The organism is Kitasatospora sp. NPDC087314, assembly GCF_044744365.1.
In the GTDB taxonomy this organism is placed as follows: Bacteria; Actinomycetota; Actinomycetes; order Streptomycetales; family Streptomycetaceae; genus Kitasatospora.
Map to the genome: position 1 here is coordinate 122,020 of NZ_JBIUYE010000002.1, position 16,630 is coordinate 138,649.

Genomic DNA, 16,630 nt, shown 5'->3' on the forward strand with positions numbered 1-16,630 from the left:
AAACGGGGGAAGTCTCGCAGTGTCCACAGCCCGGCTCCCGAGGCATCCACATGCTGAAACCCCCGCGCCCCGCGGACCGTACGATCCACCAGCGTCCTCGCGTCCGCACGGAGCCCGGCTGAACCGGCGTCCGCACGCGAAGCCTCCGCCGCCCCGCCCAGCCCCGCCCCGTCGCGGCCCGTCCCGTCCCGGACGATCGTCACGGAACGTAGGCGCCCCACTGGGAACGCGGCGGGAACAGGTGGGGCACGGGCGGTGTTGTGCGCCTCCGTGGCCGTATCGGGCACAGACGGTATGCAGTTGTTCAAATTGGAACTAACGAGTACCGTCGACATCCGATCCACCCGTTCTGCTTTTCTTCGGCTCATCGACTCATCGACGGAGGCCCACCCATGCCGCAGCCCGGCCCCGCCACGGTGCGCTCGCGTGTGCGCATCCCGCTGACCTTCCCCGACGGCTACCGCGCCGAGGCGGAGGCCTTCACCTTCCGCGGCCTGGCCGACGGCGCCGAGCACCTGGCCCTCGCGTTCGGCGAGGTGCCGGAGGGCGGGACGCCGCTGGTGCGCCTGCACTCGGAGTGCCTGACCGGCGACGTGTTCGGCTCGGACCGCTGCGACTGCGGCCCGCAGCTGCGCGAGTCGGTCGAGCGGATCACCGAGGCCGGCGGCTACCTGCTGTACCTGCGTCAGGAGGGCCGGGGCATCGGGCTCTACAACAAACTCGAGGCGTACGCCCTGCAGGACTCCGGGTTGGACACGTACGACGCCAACACCGCGCTCGGCCTGCCCGAGGACGACCGGGACTACACCGCCGCCGCCCAGATGCTCACCGCGCTCGGCGTCACGGGCACCGCCGACACCGCCAGCAGCACCGCCGACACCGCCGGCGCCACGGGCATCGACCTGTTGAGCAACAACCCCGACAAGGCGGCGCAGCTGTCCGACCTCGGGATCACCGTGCGGCGGCGGGTGCCGACCGGCGTCCACCTGTCCGCGAGCAACGTGCACTACCTGCGGGCGAAGGTCCGCGGAACGACCCTCTCACTCGCCCACGATCTTCTGCAGGGGCGCGTCAGCTGACCGAAGGCCCGGCACAGGCGGGTGGAATGCGGCAGCTTTGGCGTGGGCATGCAGCGCCGTGGCAACGGATGTGACCGCTCGGCCCCCGCCCCGTCCGCAACGACCCGGACGGTCGGCCCCGCCAGCCGTCGGCCGTCCAACGGGGGCAGGGCCAGAGCGGTCAGGCGTCAGCGGTCAGGCGTCAGCCGTCCGACCCCCGCCGGCGGACCGTACGCAGCACCCCGTACGCCGCGACCGGGAGCACGACCAGCAGGGCGGCCCAGAACGCGCCGTGCCCCCAGAGCTCCGCGACGGCCGTGAACTGCCCCTGGAACACCGGGATCCACAGTGCCTCGATCGGGCCGAGCGGTCCGGGCCAGGCGCCGAGCACCAGGGTGGCGGGGATCCAGCAGCAGAGCAGCACCCGGGCGGTGGTCGGCGTTCCCAGGGTGCTCGCGCACGAGACGACGGCCAACAGGACGGCGAACCCGGCCTGGTAGGCCGCGCCGCTCTGGCCGGTCCCCCAGGAGGCCGGCGTCGGGTGGTGCCCGGTGGCCGCCAGCCGGACCTCGACCGCGGCCCACAGCAGCAGGACCAGCACGCCGGCGCTCCCGAGCGCGAACAGCGCACGGTCCCGGGCACCCGCCGCGCCCGTCCGCCACTGCCCGCCCTGCTGCCGAACCGTCGCACCGCGCCCGGCGAGTCGCCGCCAGGCCTCCCGGACCTGCCGCCGGGCCTCGTGCGCAGGTTTCAGCAGCCGGTTCGCCGCGCGCTCGATCAGCGCGAGCGACACCAGGACCGCCACCACCGCCGCGATGCCGGCCCAGCTGCCCATCCCGCCCTCGAACACGACCACCCGCTCGGCCACCGGCTTCGGCATCCGCAGGCCCGTCATCGGCGGCCCGAGCCGCAGGTAGCCGATGGCGAAGGCCCCGACGCCGGTCAGGGCCGCCGTGCCGAGGCCGACCCGGGCGGGGAAGAAGGCCAGGACGGCGGCGGCGACCAGCGCCGCGCCCAGTTGGCCGACCACCTGCTGCGCCGCGTGCTCGCCGGCCTTCTTCAGCGGCCCGCCGAGGACGCCGTCGGGCGAGATCTTGAGCTGGACCCCGGCCTCGACGGGGTAGCGGAACACCGCCCCCGCCCACAGCAGCAGTCCGAGGGCGAGGAACAGCAGCAGGGCGGCGCCCGCCCGGCGCGGCAGGCCGGTGCGGGCGTGCGGCCACCACGCCCGCAGCCGGGTCGGCCAGTCCAGCGACGCCCGCCCGCCCGCGCGCTGCCACAGCCGCCCCCACCAGTGCTCCCGGTCGGCCCGGCCCTCCCGTCCCTCCCCTTCGGGGCGCTCCGCCCGGCCCCGGCCGCGCTGGCGCAGCGTCTCGGCGGCGACCAGGGCCGCGCGCCCGGCGCCCTCCCCCGGGTCGGCGCTCACCGCCCGCCGCCGCAGCGCCGACCAGTGGCGCCGGACCGCCTCCGGTGCGGCGATCGGGTCCGGTGCCGGGCGGCGCGCTGCGGCGCGGACGGCCGTACGGACGCCGGAGCCGGCGGCCAGCGCCGCGTCCACCACCGCCGCCGCGACCAGGGCGGCGAGCTCCGACACCCGCTCGGGCAGCGGCAGCCGGTGCAGGGCGGCGGGCAGCGGCGAGAGCCGGCCCAGCAGCCGGTCGCGTTCCTCGGGGCACACGCTCAGCCACACCGCCAGCCGGTGCGCCTCCTCGCGTTCCTGCGGGCTGAGCCCGTCACCGCCCCGGCGGCCGCCGCCGACGGTGTGCGCCGCGCGGTCCACCTCGGCCAGGACGTCCGGGAGCCCGGCCAGGGCGAGCAGCCGGGAGCAGTGCTCGCCGGAGCACTCGGGGTGGAAGCAGTCGTAGCGGGCGGCGACGGCCGGGGCGCCGACCTTGACCAGGGCGTCGATGAACGCGGCTCCGCCCGCCTCGGTGGCGATGCGTTCCAGCCCGGGGGTGTCGATCGGGCGGTCGAGGTAGTACGGGGTGGCGGCGGGGGCGAACGCGGCGCCGAAGGCGAGCACCGCCAGGGCGGCCACGGCGTCGCGGCGGGAGCCGGGCGCCCGGGCGACGTCGGTGAGGTGGTGCAGGTCGAAGACGTTGTCCTGGACGTCGTCGCGCAGCCAGTCGCGCAGCCGCTCCGCGCCCCCTGCGGAGAGCCAGCGGGCCGCGTCGCCGGAGCGCCGGAGCAGGACCTCGGCGAGCTTGGCCGGGTCGCTGAAGGGGGAGCCGAAGAAGGTGATCGGACGGTGCGCGGCGCGGCCGCCGCCGTCCGGCCTGGCCTGCCGCCGGACCACTGCGGGGCTGCCGCCGGCCAGCCAGCTCCGGACCTGCGGGGCGGTCCACCGGTCCTCCGGGTTCTTGGTGAACAGCCCCTGGAGGAGCAGCAGTTGGCGCTGGTCGGCGACGGCGGAGAGGTCGACCTCGTCCCCCAGGACCAGTTCCAGCTGCAACGCCTCGTCGCTGATCAGCAGGCCGTCCGCGCCGAGGAAGCGGGGGCGGCCGACGAACAGCTCGTACAGGACGTTGCCGAGCGCCCACCAGGGCCCGGCCTCGTGGTTGCGGCCCGCCAGGAGCTCGGGGGCCATGTACGGGATGGTGACGATCGTCTCGGACGTGAAGCGGCGGCTGGCGGTGAGCCGGGCGACGCCGCCGAAGTCGGCGATCACGAACTCCCCGGGCGCGCGGCCGGGGCGGACCAGGATGTTGGCCGGCTTGAAGTCGAGCGGGTTGCGCTCGATCCGCCGCTGCCAGAAGTCGAGCAGGGCGACGAGCTCGTAGACGATCCGCTCGACCTCCCGCCGGTCGGTGTGCCGGCCGCGCTCCCGCAGGTCGGCGAAGTGGTCGGCGAGGGTGACCGGCAGGTACTCCATGGCCACCCAGTCGAGTTCGGTGCCGTGGTGGCCGACCCGGCCGAAGTCGACGATGTGCGGGACGTGGCGGCGGTAGTCGTCGTTGCGCAGGTAGGCGAGCAGGGCGGCGTCCATGGACTGGCCGGCGGCGGTCACCTTGACCGCGGCGTCGCCGCCGCCGTCGGTGCGCCGGACGTGCCAGACGGTGCCCTCGGCGCCGGAGCCGGCCACGCCCTGCGGGGCGAAGCGGCCCCGCAGGGCGTCCGGGAAGGCGCCCGCGAACCGTCCGCCGGCAGGCCCCTCGCCGTCCGGCACCCCTTCGGCGGACCCCGTACCGCCCGGCACGCCGTCCGCGGCGCCCTCGCCGCCCCGGCTGGGCCCGGGGCCGATCCGGTCGGCCCAGGCGGGGGTGGCGGATCGCCCGGCACCCGCGCGTCGCTGGACCCGGGTCGGGGCCTCCGGATCGACCCGCTCCGGCCTGGCCCGCTGCACCCTGGTCGGCGCCTCCGGATCGAAACGGGCGCCGCCGTCCGGTGCCTGCCGGGTCGCGGCGTCGGGGTCCGCCCGGGTGCGCGGGACGGCGCCGAGCCGGGACGGCCGGTCCGGCACGACGCCGAGGCGTCGCCCCCACGGCCGCCGGTCCACCCTGGTCCGGGGCTCGGGCCGGGGTCCGGCCGCGCTCTCCGACCAGGGCTCCGCTCGGCCCTCGTCGGCCGGGCCCGTGTCCTCCGGTGTGGCCATGCGGCGCTCTCCTCCCCGCTTCCCGGGGCCCGAGCACGGGGCGGCAGCCACGCGCGCACCGGCCTCGGGTGGTGATTTTGACGCGTCATCATCCCGCACGGTGGGCCGCGGTGTTGGCCGCTTTCCGGAACGCGGCCGAGTGGTTGCGCCACCGCCGTCAGGCGCGGACGCGGTCGGGCTCGGAGCCTCGCCGTCGGGGCCTCGCCGTCGGGGCCTTCGACGGCTGGGCCTCCGACGCTTCAGCCCTCGGCGCTTGAGCTTCCGACGCTTCAGCCCTCGGCGCTTGGGCCTCCGACCGGGCGCCCCTGGGGCTCCTCCGTGATCCGGCGGGCGATCTCGCCCGGGCGCACCGGGCGGCCGAAGTGCCAGCCCTGTGCCCAGTCGCAGCCGATGGTCCGCAGCCGCTCGGCGTCCTTGCGGGTCTCCACGCCCTCGGCGGTGACGGTCAGCCCGAGCGCGTGCGCCATCGACACCAGGCCGCTGACGATCCGCCACCCGGTCGACTCGTCCTTCGCCGGATCGTGCAGGTCGCCGACGAAGGACCCGGCGATCTTCAGCCCGGAGACCGGCAGGTCGCGCAGGTAGGCGAGGTTGGACCAGCCGGTGCCGAAGTCGTCCACCGCCAGCGAGACGCCGAGGTCCACCAGTCCGTGCAGGGTGCGCAGCGCCTCGTCCTCGGGCCCGACCACGGTCGACTCGGTGATCTCCAGCTGCAGCCGGGCCGGATCGAACCCCGTCGTGTCGAGGATCCGGCCGAGATCGGTGACCAGCGCCGCGCTGCGCGCCTGGCGGACCGCCAGGTTGACGTTCAGCTGCGGCGCGGCGTCGCCGAACCGCTTGATCCAGTCCGCGGCCTGTCCGCAGGCCTGCTCCAGCACCCAGCGCCCGAGCGGCATGATCAGCCCGGTCTCCTCCGCGGTGGTCACGAACTCGTCCGGACCGAGCACGCCGAGCTGCGGGTGGCGCCAGCGCACCAGCGCCTCCACGGCGGCCAGCCGGCCGTCCGCGAGCGCGTACAGCGGCTGGTAGTCGATGAAGAACTCGCCCTGGTCCAGCGCGGCCGGCATCCGGACCGACACCGCGTAGCGGCTGACGGCGCGGGCGTTCTCCTTGGGGTCGAACAGCGTCCAGCGGCCGCGGCCGGCCTCCTTGGCCCGGTACAGCGTCAGGTCCGCGGCCCGGACGGCGGCGCCCGGGGTGGTGGTGGACACCCGCCGCTCCAGCACGCCGACGCTGGCGCCCACAGCCAGCTGGTGGTCACCGATCAGTACCGGCCCGGCCAGCGCCTTGAGCACCGTCTTCGCCGCCGCGACCGCCTCCTGCTCGCCCCGGCAGTTCTCCAGCAGCACCACGAACTCGTCACCGCCGAGCCGGGCGACCAGGTGGCCGAGTGGGCTGAGCGCGGCCTTCAGGCGGGCGGCCACGGCGGACAGCAACTGGTCACCGGTGTCGTGGCCGAGGCTGTCGTTGACCACCTTGAAGCCGTCGAGGTCGACGTAGCAGAGGCCGAACCGGGCGCCCGGATCCGGCTCCTCGAACAGCTTCTCCAGCCGTTCGAAGAAGGCGGCCCGGTTCGGCAGGCCGGTCAGCGAGTCGTGGGTGGCCTGGTGGCGCAGCCGCTCCTGGAGCCGGTAGCGGTCGGTGATGTCCTCCAGCATCGCGACCTGGTACTGCGGGATGCCGTCGTCGTCGCGGATCAGCGAGACGGTCAGGTGGGTCCAGACCACCTCGCCGTCCTGGCGGTAGTACGGCTTGTCGAACTGGAAGTACTCCCGCTTGCCGCTGATCAGCTCCTCGTAGGCCTCCCACACGCCCGGGGTGTCCTCGGGGTGCACGAGGTCGCCGACCCGGCGGCCGGTCATGTCCTCCGGGGCCGCGCCGAACAGCTCCTGGAGCGCCTTGTTGACGGCCAGGATGTTGCCGTCGGTGTCACCTATGCCGATGCCGATGGCCGCGCTCTCGAACAGCGCGCGGAAGCGCGCCTCGGAGGCGCGCAGCGCCCGCTCGGCCTCCTTGCGGGCGGTGTCGGCGGCGGTGCGGATCGCCTCCTGCTCACGCAGTGTGCGCTCGCGCAGAGCGGCCGCCCAGCCCGCCGCGAAGGCGCCGGTCAGGGCCGGGCCGCGCGCGTCACCGACCGGCTGTGCCTGCAGCAGTTCCACTGCCCTGGCCAGCAGCACCGGGTCGGTGAAGTGCGCGTCGACCAGCTCCGCGCCGGCCTGCGCGGCGAGCCGGGGCTCGAACGGCTCGTCCTGCTGGGCGCGGTGGAGCAGGGCGGCGGTCCGGGCGACCAGGCGGCGGAGCAGCCCGGGGTGGACGGCCATGCCGTGGTCGGCGGAGAGCAGGCGCGCCCAGGCCTCGTGGAACCGTTCGGCGCTGTCGGACACCGGGATGGTGCTCATGCGTCCACCAGGGTGGGCGCGATTACGGCGGCGGGGTGCGCGGTGGCGGCGTCAGACCGGGCGGGGGGCGCGACGGTGCGCCCGACGGCCGCTTCGCGGCGCCCGTGGCCGTCGGTCCCTCGCCCGATCCGTCTGCTCAAGGGCGCAACCCTACGCCCGCCACCCCGGTCATCCGCTCGGGGTGCTCGCCGACCGCCTCCGGCTGGTCCGGATGCCACTGCGGCAGGTAGACCACGCCCGGTTCGATCAGTTCGAACCCGGCGAACATGCCGGTGATCTGCTCATGGGTGCGCATGGTCAGCGGGGTCGGCGTCCTCTGGTAGAGCTTCTGGTGGTTCTCCGCCTGATCGGGGCGGCCTTCCAGCGAGGCGTGCGAGAGGACCAGCGCGCTGCCGGGCGGGAGCGCGTCGCGGATCGTGCCGATCAGCTTCCACGGGTCCTCGTCGTCGGTGACGAAGTGCGCGACGGCGACCAGCAGGACGGCCACCGGCTCGCCCTGCGCCAGCAGCCCGGTCACCTCGGGGCGGGCCAGCAGGTCGTCGACGTCGCGCAGGTCGGCCTGGACGACGTCGCTGCCCGGGTCGTCCTCCAGCAGCAGGCGGCTGTGCGCGACGGCGACCGGGTCCCGGTCCACGTAGACGACCTGGGCCTCGGGGCGGACCGCGCGGGCTATCTCGTGCACCGCGCCGAAGGTCGGGATGCCGGAGCCGATGTCCAGGAAGCGGGTGACGCCGCGCTCGGCCAGGAAGGACACGGCCCGGCGGAGGAAGGCCCGGTTGGAGCGCATGATCTGCGGCAGCTCCGGCCACAGGGCCATCGCCTTGCGCGCCATCTCCCGGTCGACCTCGAAGTTGTGCGAGCCCCCCAGGTAGTAGTCGTAGACCCGCGCGGCGTTCGGTTTGTCCAGGTCCGTGCCCTCCGGTACCCAGCTCGGTCGCCGCATGCCTGTGACTCCTTCACTCCGGTTCTGGGGATGCAGCGCCTCGCGGCGACTGCATATGACAGATGAGACTACAAGCACGGAAGATCCTCCCCCGCACCCCGAACGGGTGCAAGCGGAACGTCTCCGTCCTGACACGCGGCGTTTTTGAAGCGTTGGCCTCCCGTCCGGTCGGTGCGCGGGTCCCACCGGCCGGCGGCGTCGAGCACCGCTCCCTCACCCGCGAACCGCAGGTCGGGCGCCAACTCGACGGCTCCCCCGAGGTGTTGAGTTGAACGGCGCCCGCCGAAAACCGCCGCCGCCACGGCCGGACCGGGCCGGGGCCGGACTAGGGTGGGGCCCGTGGACCCCAACCACTACCGCTTCCGGGGCGTGTGGCGGCTCTCAGCGCCGGCGCCCGCCGTGTACACGGCACTGGAGGACGTGCAGAGCTACCCGCTGTGGTGGCCCGAGATCCTCGACGTGCGGCAGACCGGCGAGGACTCCGGGGAACTGGTGGTGCGCGCGCTGCTGCCGTACCGGCTGGTGATCGGGCTGGAGGCGCGACGGCACGATCCGGTCGCCGGCGTACTGGAGGCCGCCATGCGGGGCGACCTCGACGGGTGGTCGCGGTTCACCGTCACCCCGGACGGCGCGGGCAGCCGGGTGCTCTTCGAGGAGGACACCCGACCCGGCAAGCCCCTGCTGCGCCGCCTCGCCCTGCCCCTGCACCCGCTGTTCCGGGCCAACCACGCCGTGATGATGCGCCGGGGGCGGAGGGGGCTGGCGGCACATCTGGGTGGCCGACAGATCACCGGGGACAGGTAACAGATAACAGCGAACAGATAACAGATTTCGAAATCTGTTATCTGTTCGCTGTTATCTGTTCGCCGCCAGGTCCGCCCTGGTGACCACGGGGCCGGTGGCGGTTAGCGTGGCGGCGCACCCCCGAGCCGCCGGAGGACCGTCATGCCCACCACCGCACCCGACGCGTTCGGCTTCGCGGCCCCCTTCGACCGGGGCGGGACGGGCAGCAGCAAGTGGGCCCGCGCGGGGGCACCCGGGGTGATCCCGATGGGCCTGGCGGACATGGACCTGCCCGGGCCGCCGGCCGTGGCCGAGGCGCTGGAGCGCCGGGTCCGGCACCGTGCGTACGGGTACACCGTGTGCGACCCGGCCGGGCGGGCGTTGGTGGCGCGCTGGTACCGCACGCGGCACGACGTCGAGGTGGACCCGGACTGGGTCCTGCTACTGCCGTGCGGTCCCCGCACCGCCGTACGCCTGCTGCTGGAGACCGTACGACCGCAGGCGCCGGTGCTGTTCCCGACGCCGGAGTGGGGCGGCTTCGCCCAGCTGTGCCGGGCGGCCGCCCTCCCGTACCGGGAACTGCCGCTGGCCGCCGGCCCGGACGGCTACCGGCTCCCGGACGGCCCGCTCCCCGGCCCAGCCGGAGCCGTACTGCTGAGCAGTCCGCACAACCCCTCCGCCCGGGTCTGGCCGGCCGCCGAACTACGGGCCCTCGCCGAACGGGCGGCGGAGGCGGGCGCGCTGCTGGTCTCGGACGAGGTGCACGGCGATCTCACCCACCCCGGATACGTCCACCCGGTCGCGGTGACCACCGTGGACCCGGCGCTCCGGCCCCGGGTGGTCACCCTGAACTCGGCGGGCAAGACCTTCAACTCCTCCGGCGTACCGAGCAGTTTCGCACTCGTCCCGGACCCGGACCTGCGGGCGCGGTTCACCGAGGTGCTGGCCGGATTCGGCCTCTGGGAGGGCGGCCTGCTGGAGCAGACCGTCCAGCGGGCGGCGCTGGAGGAGGGCGGCCCGTGGCTGGACGCGCTGCTCGCCCACCTCGCCGCCGCCCGGACCCGGCTCACCGACCGGTTGGGCCCCGCCGTCCGCTCCGCGCCGCAGGCCTCCTACCTGCTCTGGCTGGACGCCGCCGCGCTGGGCCTGCCGGCCGCCGAGGCCCGCCGGGCGCTGCTGGAGCGCTGCGGCCTGGAGGCCTCGGACGGCGCCGAGTTCGGCCCCGGCGGCCGGGGTGCACTGCGGCTGAACTACGCCCTGCCGGGCCCGGTACTGGAGACCGTCCTGGAACGTCTGAACCGCCTGTGACCCCACCGCCAGGCCACCACCAGGCCGCCGCCGGGCCGCCCCGCAACCACCCCGAAGCCACCTCCCACCGCCCCGGAAGCTGCTCCCACAACCGCCCCGGATCTCCCGATTCACCCGATCGCGCCACCCCTGACCTGCGGAAACGAACGTTCACACGATATTTGCGAAGCGCTCCCGCATGCTCCGTAGCAGACTGGGCAAGGTAGTTCGGGCCGCAATCGTGATCCCGAGGATGGTAAGTCCGGTGATACCGACATCCCGTACCACTCAGCCCGACCGGCAGAGCCCCCCAGCGCCCCCGACCGGGGTGACCCCGTTGACCGAGTCGGGGGCGCGCAGCCACGTGTCGGGCGTCTGCTTCAAGATCGGACCGCCCCGCCTGGTGGGCGTCGAGGTCGAGTGGTTCGTCCACGACGACCGATGTCCCGACAAACCCGTCCGGCCCGAACTGGTCGACACCGCGCTGGCCTCGCTGCCACTCGGCGGCCCGGACGGCGACTCGCTCCCCTCCGGTTCGCGTCTCACGCTCGAACCCGGCGGTCAGGTAGAGCTCAGCTCCCCGCCCGCCACCGGCCTCCTGGCCTGCGTCGAGGACACCCGACGCGATCTGACCGCCCTGCGGGCCGCCTTCGCGGCGCAGGGCCTGCGACTCACCGGCACCGGGACGGACCCGCTGTCCCGCCCCCGCCGGATGGTCCTGGACCACCCCCGCTACCTGGCGATGGAGCGCTTCTTCGACTCCGCGGGCCCCTGGGGCCGGATCATGATGACCGGCACGGCGTCGGTGCAGGTGTGCCTGGACGCCGGCGACGCCGGCGGCCCGCACGCGGTGGAGCGCCGCTGGCGGCTGACCCACCTGCTCGGCCCGGTGCTGGTCGCCGCCTTCGCCAACTCCCCGCTGCTGGACGGGAAACCGACCGGTCACCGGTCCACCCGGCAGACCGTCTGGTCCCAGATGGACCCGACCCGCACCCTCGCCCCGGAGCCCGACCACGGCGACCCGAGCGAGGCCTGGGCACAGTACGTGCTGGACGCCCAAGTGCTGTGCGTACGCCGCCCGGAGGGCCTGCCGTGGACGGCCCCGCCCGGGCTGACCTTCCGCGACTGGGTCCGGGGCGCCGGCGAGCGCCCGCCCACGCTGGCCGACTTGGACTACCACCGCACCACCCTGTTCCCGCCGGTGCGCCCGCGCGGCCACCTGGAGCTGCGGATGATCGACGCCCAGCCCGGGGACGGCTGGGTGGTGCCCACCGCGCTGGTCACCGCGCTGCTGGACGACCCGGTGGCCGCCGACGCCGCGCTCGCCGCGCTGGAGCCGCTGGCGCCCCCGGGCGGTCCGCGCCCGCCGCGCAGCGACGTCTGGCGCCGGGCCGCCACGCTGGCCGTCGCCGATCCCGAGCTGCGCCGCGCCGCCCTGACCTGCTTCGCCACCGCCGACGCCGCGCTGGGCCGCCTGCCCGGCGCCGCGCGGCTGCGCGCCGCCGTCGCCGAGTTCGCCGAGCGCTACCCCGCACGCGGCCGCTGCCCGGCCGACGACCAGCTGGACGCCCTGCGCTCCGGCACCCGACGCACTCCTCCGGAGGAGGCCGCACCATGACCGACGTCCGACCCCCTGCCGCCCCCGCGGCGGGCACCGAGTCGCTGCGCGAGACCATCGCGGCCGAGCTGCTGGCCGCCCGCGCCCGGACCGCCGCGCTGACCGACTGCGTCGAGGACGGCGACCTCACCGCCCAGCACTCGCCGCTGATGTCCCCGCTGGTCTGGGACTTGGCGCACATCGGCAACCAGGAGGAACTCTGGCTGCTGCGCAACGTCGGCGGCCGCGACCCGATGCACCCGGAGATCGACCCGCTGTACGACGCCTTCCAACACCCCCGGGCCGAGCGGCCGAGCCTGCCGCTGCTGCCGCCCGCCGAGGCCCGGGCGTACGCGCACGAGGTGCGCGGCCGGGTACTGGACCTGCTGGCGGCCAGTCCGCTGGAGGGCGCACCGCTGCTGGACGCCGGGTTCGCCTTCGGGATGATCGCCCAGCACGAACAGCAGCACGACGAGACGATGCTGATCACCCACCAGCTGCGGAAGGGGGAGCCCGCGCTGGCCGCCCCCCCGCCTCCGCCGGCCCCGGCGGACGCGGCCGCCCTGCCCACCGAAGTGCTCGTCCCCGCAGGGCCGTTCACCATGGGCACGGACACGGAGCCGTGGGCGCTGGACAACGAGCGCCCGGCGCACGTGGTCGACCTGCCGGCCTTCCTGCTGGACACCACGCCGGTCACCAACGCCGCGTACCAGCGGTTCATCGCGGACGGCGGCTACGACGAACCGCGCTGGTGGACGGCGGAGGGCTGGGAGCACCGCCGGCGCGCCGACCTGACCGCCCCGCTGTTCTGGCGTCAGGAGGACGGCGAGTGGCTGCGCCGCCGGTTCGGCACCGTGGAGCCGGTCCCGGCGGACGAGCCGGTGCTGCACGTCAGTTGGTACGAGGCGGACGCCTACGCCCGGTGGGCGGGGCGGCGGCTGCCGACCGAGGCGGAGTGGGAGAAGGCCGCCCGGCACGACCCCGCCACCGGCCGCTCCCGCCGCTACCCGTGGGGGGACCAGGCCCCCGGACCGGAGTACGCCAACCTCGGCCAGCGGCACCTGCGCCCGGCCCCGGCCGGCAGCTACCCGGAGGGCGAGTCCCCGTACGGCGTACGGCAGTTGATCGGTGACGTGTGGGAGTGGACGGCCAGCGACCTCCGCCCCTACCCCGGGTTCCGGGCGTGGCCGTACCGGGAGTACTCGGAGGTCTTCTTCGGGCCCGAGTACAAGGTGCTGCGCGGCGGCTGCTTCGCGGTGGCGCCGGTCGCCTGCCGGGGCACCTTCCGCAACTGGGACTACCCGGTCCGGCGGCAGATCTTCGCCGGGTTCCGCACCGCCCGCGATCTGGAGTCAGCCTGATGTGCCGTCATATCGCCTACCTGGGTGATCCGGTGGTGCCGCGGGAGCTGCTGGTGCACCCGCCGCACGGGCTGTACCGGCAGTCCTGGGCGCCCCGGGTGCAGCAGTACGGCACGGTCAACGCGGACGGCTTCGGCCTCGGCTGGTACGCGGACGGCGACGAGGTGCCCGCCCGCTACCGCCGGTCCGGGCCGATCTGGGCGGACGCCGCGTTCGCCGACCTCGCCCGGGTGATCCGCACCCGGGCGCTGCTGGCGGCGGTCCGCTCCGCCACCGACGGCTGTGCGGCGGGCGAGGCTGCGGCCGCGCCGTTCGCCGCCGGGCGCTGGCTGTTCAGCCACAACGGTGCGGTGGCGGGCTGGCCGGGCAAGCTGAACGCCCTGGCCGCCCTGCTTCCGCCGGCCGAACTGCTGGACCTGGAGGCCCGCTCCGACTCGGCGCTGCTGTGGGCGCTCGTCCTGCACCGGCTGCGGGCGGGAGCCGGGCTCGGCGAGGCGCTGGCGGACACCGTCGCGGACGTCACCGCGCACACCACCGGCCGACTCAACCTGCTGCTCACCGACGGCCACGCGATCGCCGCGACCGCCTGGGGCGACACCCTGCACCACCGCACCCTGCCCGGGCTCGGCACGGTGGTGGCCTCCGAGCCGTACGACGACGCCCCCGGCTGGACGGCCGTCCCGGACGGCTCGCTGGTGATGGTCGAGGGATCCGACGTCACCGTCCGTCAACTCCTCGGCCACCACTGATCCTCCACCACCACTTCATCTTCTGAACAGAGGACCACCCTGTCATGGACACTTTCGATCTCACCCGGCTGCTGCCCTCCGACCACTTCAGCACCGCGTTGCGCCACGACGTGCAGCGCGGCCTGACCTCCGAACCCAAGTGGCTGCCGCCGAAGTGGTTCTACGACGCGCGGGGCAGCGAGCTGTTCGAGGAGATCACCCGGCTGCCGGAGTACTACCCGACCCGCGCCGAGCGGGCCATCCTGACCGCCCGGGCCGGCGAGATCGCCGCCGCCACCGGGGCCCGCACCCTGGTCGAACTGGGCTCCGGCTCCTCCGAGAAGACCCGGCTGCTGCTGGACGCGCTGCGCGCACTCGGCACCCTGGAGACCTACGTCCCGGTGGACGTCAGCGAGAGCGCGCTGACCGCCGCCGGCGCCGCGCTCGCCGCCGAGTACCCCGGGCTCGCCGTGCACGGCGTACTCGCGGACTTCACCGCGCGGCTCGGCCTGCCCCCGGACGGCGGCCCCCGGCTGGTCGCCTTCCTCGGCGGCACCCTCGGCAACCTGCTACCCGAGGAGCGGGCCGCCTTCCTGCGCGGGCTGCGCGCCGCCCTCGACCCGGGCGACTTCCTCCTGCTCGGCACCGACCTGGTCAAGGACCCGGCGGTGCTGGTCGCCGCCTACGACGACGCGGCCGGAGTGACCGCCGAGTTCAACCTCAACGTGCTCAACGTGCTCAACCGCGAGTTGGGCGCCGACTTCGACCCGACCGCGTTCGCGCACGTCGCGCGGTGGGACCCGGCACGGGAGTGGATCGAGATGCGGCTGCGCTCGCTGCGCGCGCAGACCGTGAAGATCCCGGCCCTGAACCTGCCGGTGCACTTCGACCGGGGCGAGGAGCTGCGCACCGAGGTGTCGGCCAAGTTCCGCCGGGAGCGAGTGGCCGGGGAGCTGGCGGCGGCCGGACTGCGGCTGAGCCACTGGTGGACGGACGAGGAGGGCCGGTTCGGACTGTCGCTGTCCGCCCCGGCGTGAGCCCTGCGGCGGCCGGCCCAAATGCCGCCCAATTTGCTTGTTCACCTTACTAATGCTCAGAGCAAGAATTGAGGTTCCTACGTACAAGCCTTAAACGAATAGGGGTTACGATCTCGGCACCGAGCTCAGCGTTGAGTACCAGGAGTCAAGATCATGAGCGCCCTCCAGAAGCCCTCCGAGGCGGCCGAGGCGGCTGAGGCCCCCGCGCCCGGCCGCCTCGGCTTCGTCGTCTTCATCACCGCCGCCGCAGCCCTCGGCGGGTTCCTGTTCGGCTACGACAGCTCCGTGATCAACGGCGCCGTCTCCGGGATCCAGGACAAGTTCGGCGTCGGCGACGGCGTGACCGGTCTGATCGTCTCCTCCGCCCTGCTGGGTTCGGCGGTCGGCGCCGCGCTGGCGGGCCGGTTCGCCGACCGCTACGGCCGCATCAAGGTCATGAAGGCGGGCGCGCTGCTGTTCGCCGTCAGCGCGGTCGGCTCGATGCTCCCCTTCTCCGCCTGGGACCTCGCCTTCTGGCGCGTCCTCGGCGGCGCGGCCATCGGCATCGCCTCGGTGATCGCCCCGACCTACATCGCCGAGGTCGCGCCCACCAAGTACCGGGGGCGGCTGGCCTCCTTCCAGCAGGCCGCGATCGTGCTCGGCATCGCGATATCCCAGCTGGTCAACTGGCTGCTGGCCAACACGGCCGGCGGCGACACCCGCGGCCAGCTGCTCGGCCTGGAGGCCTGGCAATGGATGCTCGGCATCTGCGTCGTCCCGGCCGCGGTCTACTTCACGCTCGCCTCGGTGATCCCCGAGTCCCCGCGCTACCTGATCCAGGCCGGTCGCCTGGACGACGCCCGCGCCGTGCTCGCCGACGTCGAGGGCCAGGGCGTCGACACCGACGCCCGGATCGCCGAGATCCAGGGGCTGATCGCCTCCGACCACCGCCCGCGCTTCCGCGACCTGCTCGGCGGCCGCTTCGGCCTGCTGCCGATCGTCTGGGTCGGCATCGGCCTGTCGGTCTTCCAGCAGCTGGTCGGCATCAACGTGATCTTCTACTACTCGTCGATCCTGTGGCAGTCGGTCGGCATCGACCAGAGCAACTCGCTGCTGATCAGCTTCGTCGGCTCGGTCATCAACATCCTCGGCACCGTGGTCGCGATCCTGCTGGTGGACCGGATCGGCCGCAAGCCGCTCGCCCTGATCGGCTCGGCGGGCATGGCCGTCGCGCTCGGCGCGGCCGGCTGGGCGTTCTCCTCCGCCACCGGCAGCGGCGGCAACGTCACGCTGCCCGACCTCCAGGGCACCGTCGCGCTGGTCGCCGCCAACGCCTTCGTGCTGTTCTTCGCGATGTCCTGGGGCGTGGTCGTCTGGGTGATGCTCGGCGAGATGTTCCCGAACCGCATCCGGGCCGCCGCACTGTCCGTCGCCGCCTCCGCGCAGTGGATCGCCAACTGGGCGATCACCGTCTCGTTCCCGTCGATGTCGCGCTGGAACCTGTCCGCGACCTACCTGGTGTACGCGGCGTTCGCGGCCCTGTCGATCGTCTTCGTGGCGAAGTTCATGAAGGAGACCAAGGGCGTCCGACTGGAAGACATGGGCTGATCCGACCGTCAGATCTTTCGGCCCCCGCACCCTAGCGCCATCGGCGCCGGTGCGGGGGCCGAATCGTTCACTCCCTGCGGCGGCGTGGGCACCTCCGGTACTCCTGTTCGCCAGGAGGGATGTGTCCTTGATCTTCGACCGGCTTCGCGCCCGCAGACCCGCCGCCCCTGCCGGCGGCTGCCCGTACGCCCACACCCACGTCCACGCCCCGGTCTGGTACCCGGCTCCGGTGGCCGCGGACACGGCACCGGCCCCGGC

11 protein-coding genes are annotated in these 16,630 nt (G+C 74.3%); 8 read left to right on the forward strand and 3 right to left on the reverse strand.

Annotation, left to right across the window (positions count from 1 at the left end; translation table 11 throughout):
- Positions 1-392 precede the first annotated feature (392 nt).
- Positions 393-1,079 carry a GTP cyclohydrolase II gene (gene ribA / locus ACIO5E_RS04430; protein WP_400663717.1) on the forward strand — a complete coding sequence of 229 codons (687 nt, stop codon included), beginning with the start codon at positions 393-395 and terminating at the stop codon, positions 1,077-1,079.
- 181 nt (positions 1,080-1,260) lie between these two features.
- Here ribA and ACIO5E_RS04435 read toward each other — a convergent pair whose 3' ends face one another.
- The 3 genes from ACIO5E_RS04435 to ACIO5E_RS04445 all read right to left on the reverse strand — a co-directional run bounded on the left by ACIO5E_RS04435 (position 1,261) and on the right by ACIO5E_RS04445 (position 7,992).
- The gene (locus ACIO5E_RS04435; RefSeq protein ID WP_400663719.1) at positions 1,261-4,650 is read right to left on the reverse strand and encodes a hypothetical protein; all 3,390 of its coding nucleotides are present in this window, start codon (positions 4,648-4,650) and stop codon (positions 1,261-1,263) included.
- A gap of 269 nt (positions 4,651-4,919) precedes the next feature.
- Positions 4,920-7,049 (reverse strand): putative bifunctional diguanylate cyclase/phosphodiesterase, encoded by a 2,130-nt coding sequence (locus ACIO5E_RS04440; RefSeq protein ID WP_400663722.1) that lies wholly within the window; start codon positions 7,047-7,049, stop codon positions 4,920-4,922.
- A 136-nt stretch (positions 7,050-7,185) separates the two neighbouring features.
- Complete coding sequence (locus ACIO5E_RS04445) at positions 7,186-7,992, reverse strand: SAM-dependent methyltransferase (RefSeq protein WP_400663725.1); 807 nt, start codon at positions 7,990-7,992, stop codon at positions 7,186-7,188.
- A 339-nt stretch (positions 7,993-8,331) separates the two neighbouring features.
- Here ACIO5E_RS04445 and ACIO5E_RS04450 point away from each other — a divergent pair, with 339 nt between their 5' ends.
- From ACIO5E_RS04450 to ACIO5E_RS04480, 7 genes are all read left to right on the forward strand, one after another.
- The gene (locus tag ACIO5E_RS04450; RefSeq protein WP_400663727.1) at positions 8,332-8,796 is read left to right on the forward strand and encodes an SRPBCC family protein; all 465 of its coding nucleotides are present in this window, start codon (positions 8,332-8,334) and stop codon (positions 8,794-8,796) included.
- A 141-nt stretch (positions 8,797-8,937) separates the two neighbouring features.
- Positions 8,938-10,083 carry an aminotransferase class I/II-fold pyridoxal phosphate-dependent enzyme gene (locus ACIO5E_RS04455; RefSeq protein ID WP_400663730.1) on the forward strand — a complete coding sequence of 382 codons (1,146 nt, stop codon included), beginning with the start codon at positions 8,938-8,940 and terminating at the stop codon, positions 10,081-10,083.
- A gap of 316 nt (positions 10,084-10,399) precedes the next feature.
- Positions 10,400-11,680, forward strand: a complete 1,281-nt coding sequence (gene egtA, locus ACIO5E_RS04460; RefSeq protein ID WP_400663733.1) for an ergothioneine biosynthesis glutamate--cysteine ligase EgtA — start codon at positions 10,400-10,402, stop codon at positions 11,678-11,680.
- A complete protein-coding gene (gene egtB, locus ACIO5E_RS04465) occupies positions 11,677-13,020 on the forward strand; it encodes an ergothioneine biosynthesis protein EgtB (protein WP_400663736.1) in 1,344 nt (447 codons plus the stop codon). Before egtA ends, egtB begins: the two co-directional genes overlap by 4 nt.
- Entirely contained in the window at positions 13,020-13,769 is a 750-nt protein-coding gene (gene egtC / locus ACIO5E_RS04470) for an ergothioneine biosynthesis protein EgtC (RefSeq protein WP_400663738.1), read from the forward strand. Before egtB ends, egtC begins: the two co-directional genes overlap by 1 nt.
- A gap of 44 nt (positions 13,770-13,813) precedes the next feature.
- Positions 13,814-14,785 (forward strand): L-histidine N(alpha)-methyltransferase, encoded by a 972-nt coding sequence (gene egtD / locus ACIO5E_RS04475; RefSeq protein WP_400663741.1) that lies wholly within the window; start codon positions 13,814-13,816, stop codon positions 14,783-14,785.
- 153 nt (positions 14,786-14,938) lie between these two features.
- Positions 14,939-16,372: a sugar porter family MFS transporter gene (locus ACIO5E_RS04480; RefSeq protein ID WP_400663744.1), complete on the forward strand. Its 1,434-nt coding sequence runs from the start codon at positions 14,939-14,941 to the stop codon at positions 16,370-16,372.
- Positions 16,373-16,630: the final 258 nt, after the last annotated feature.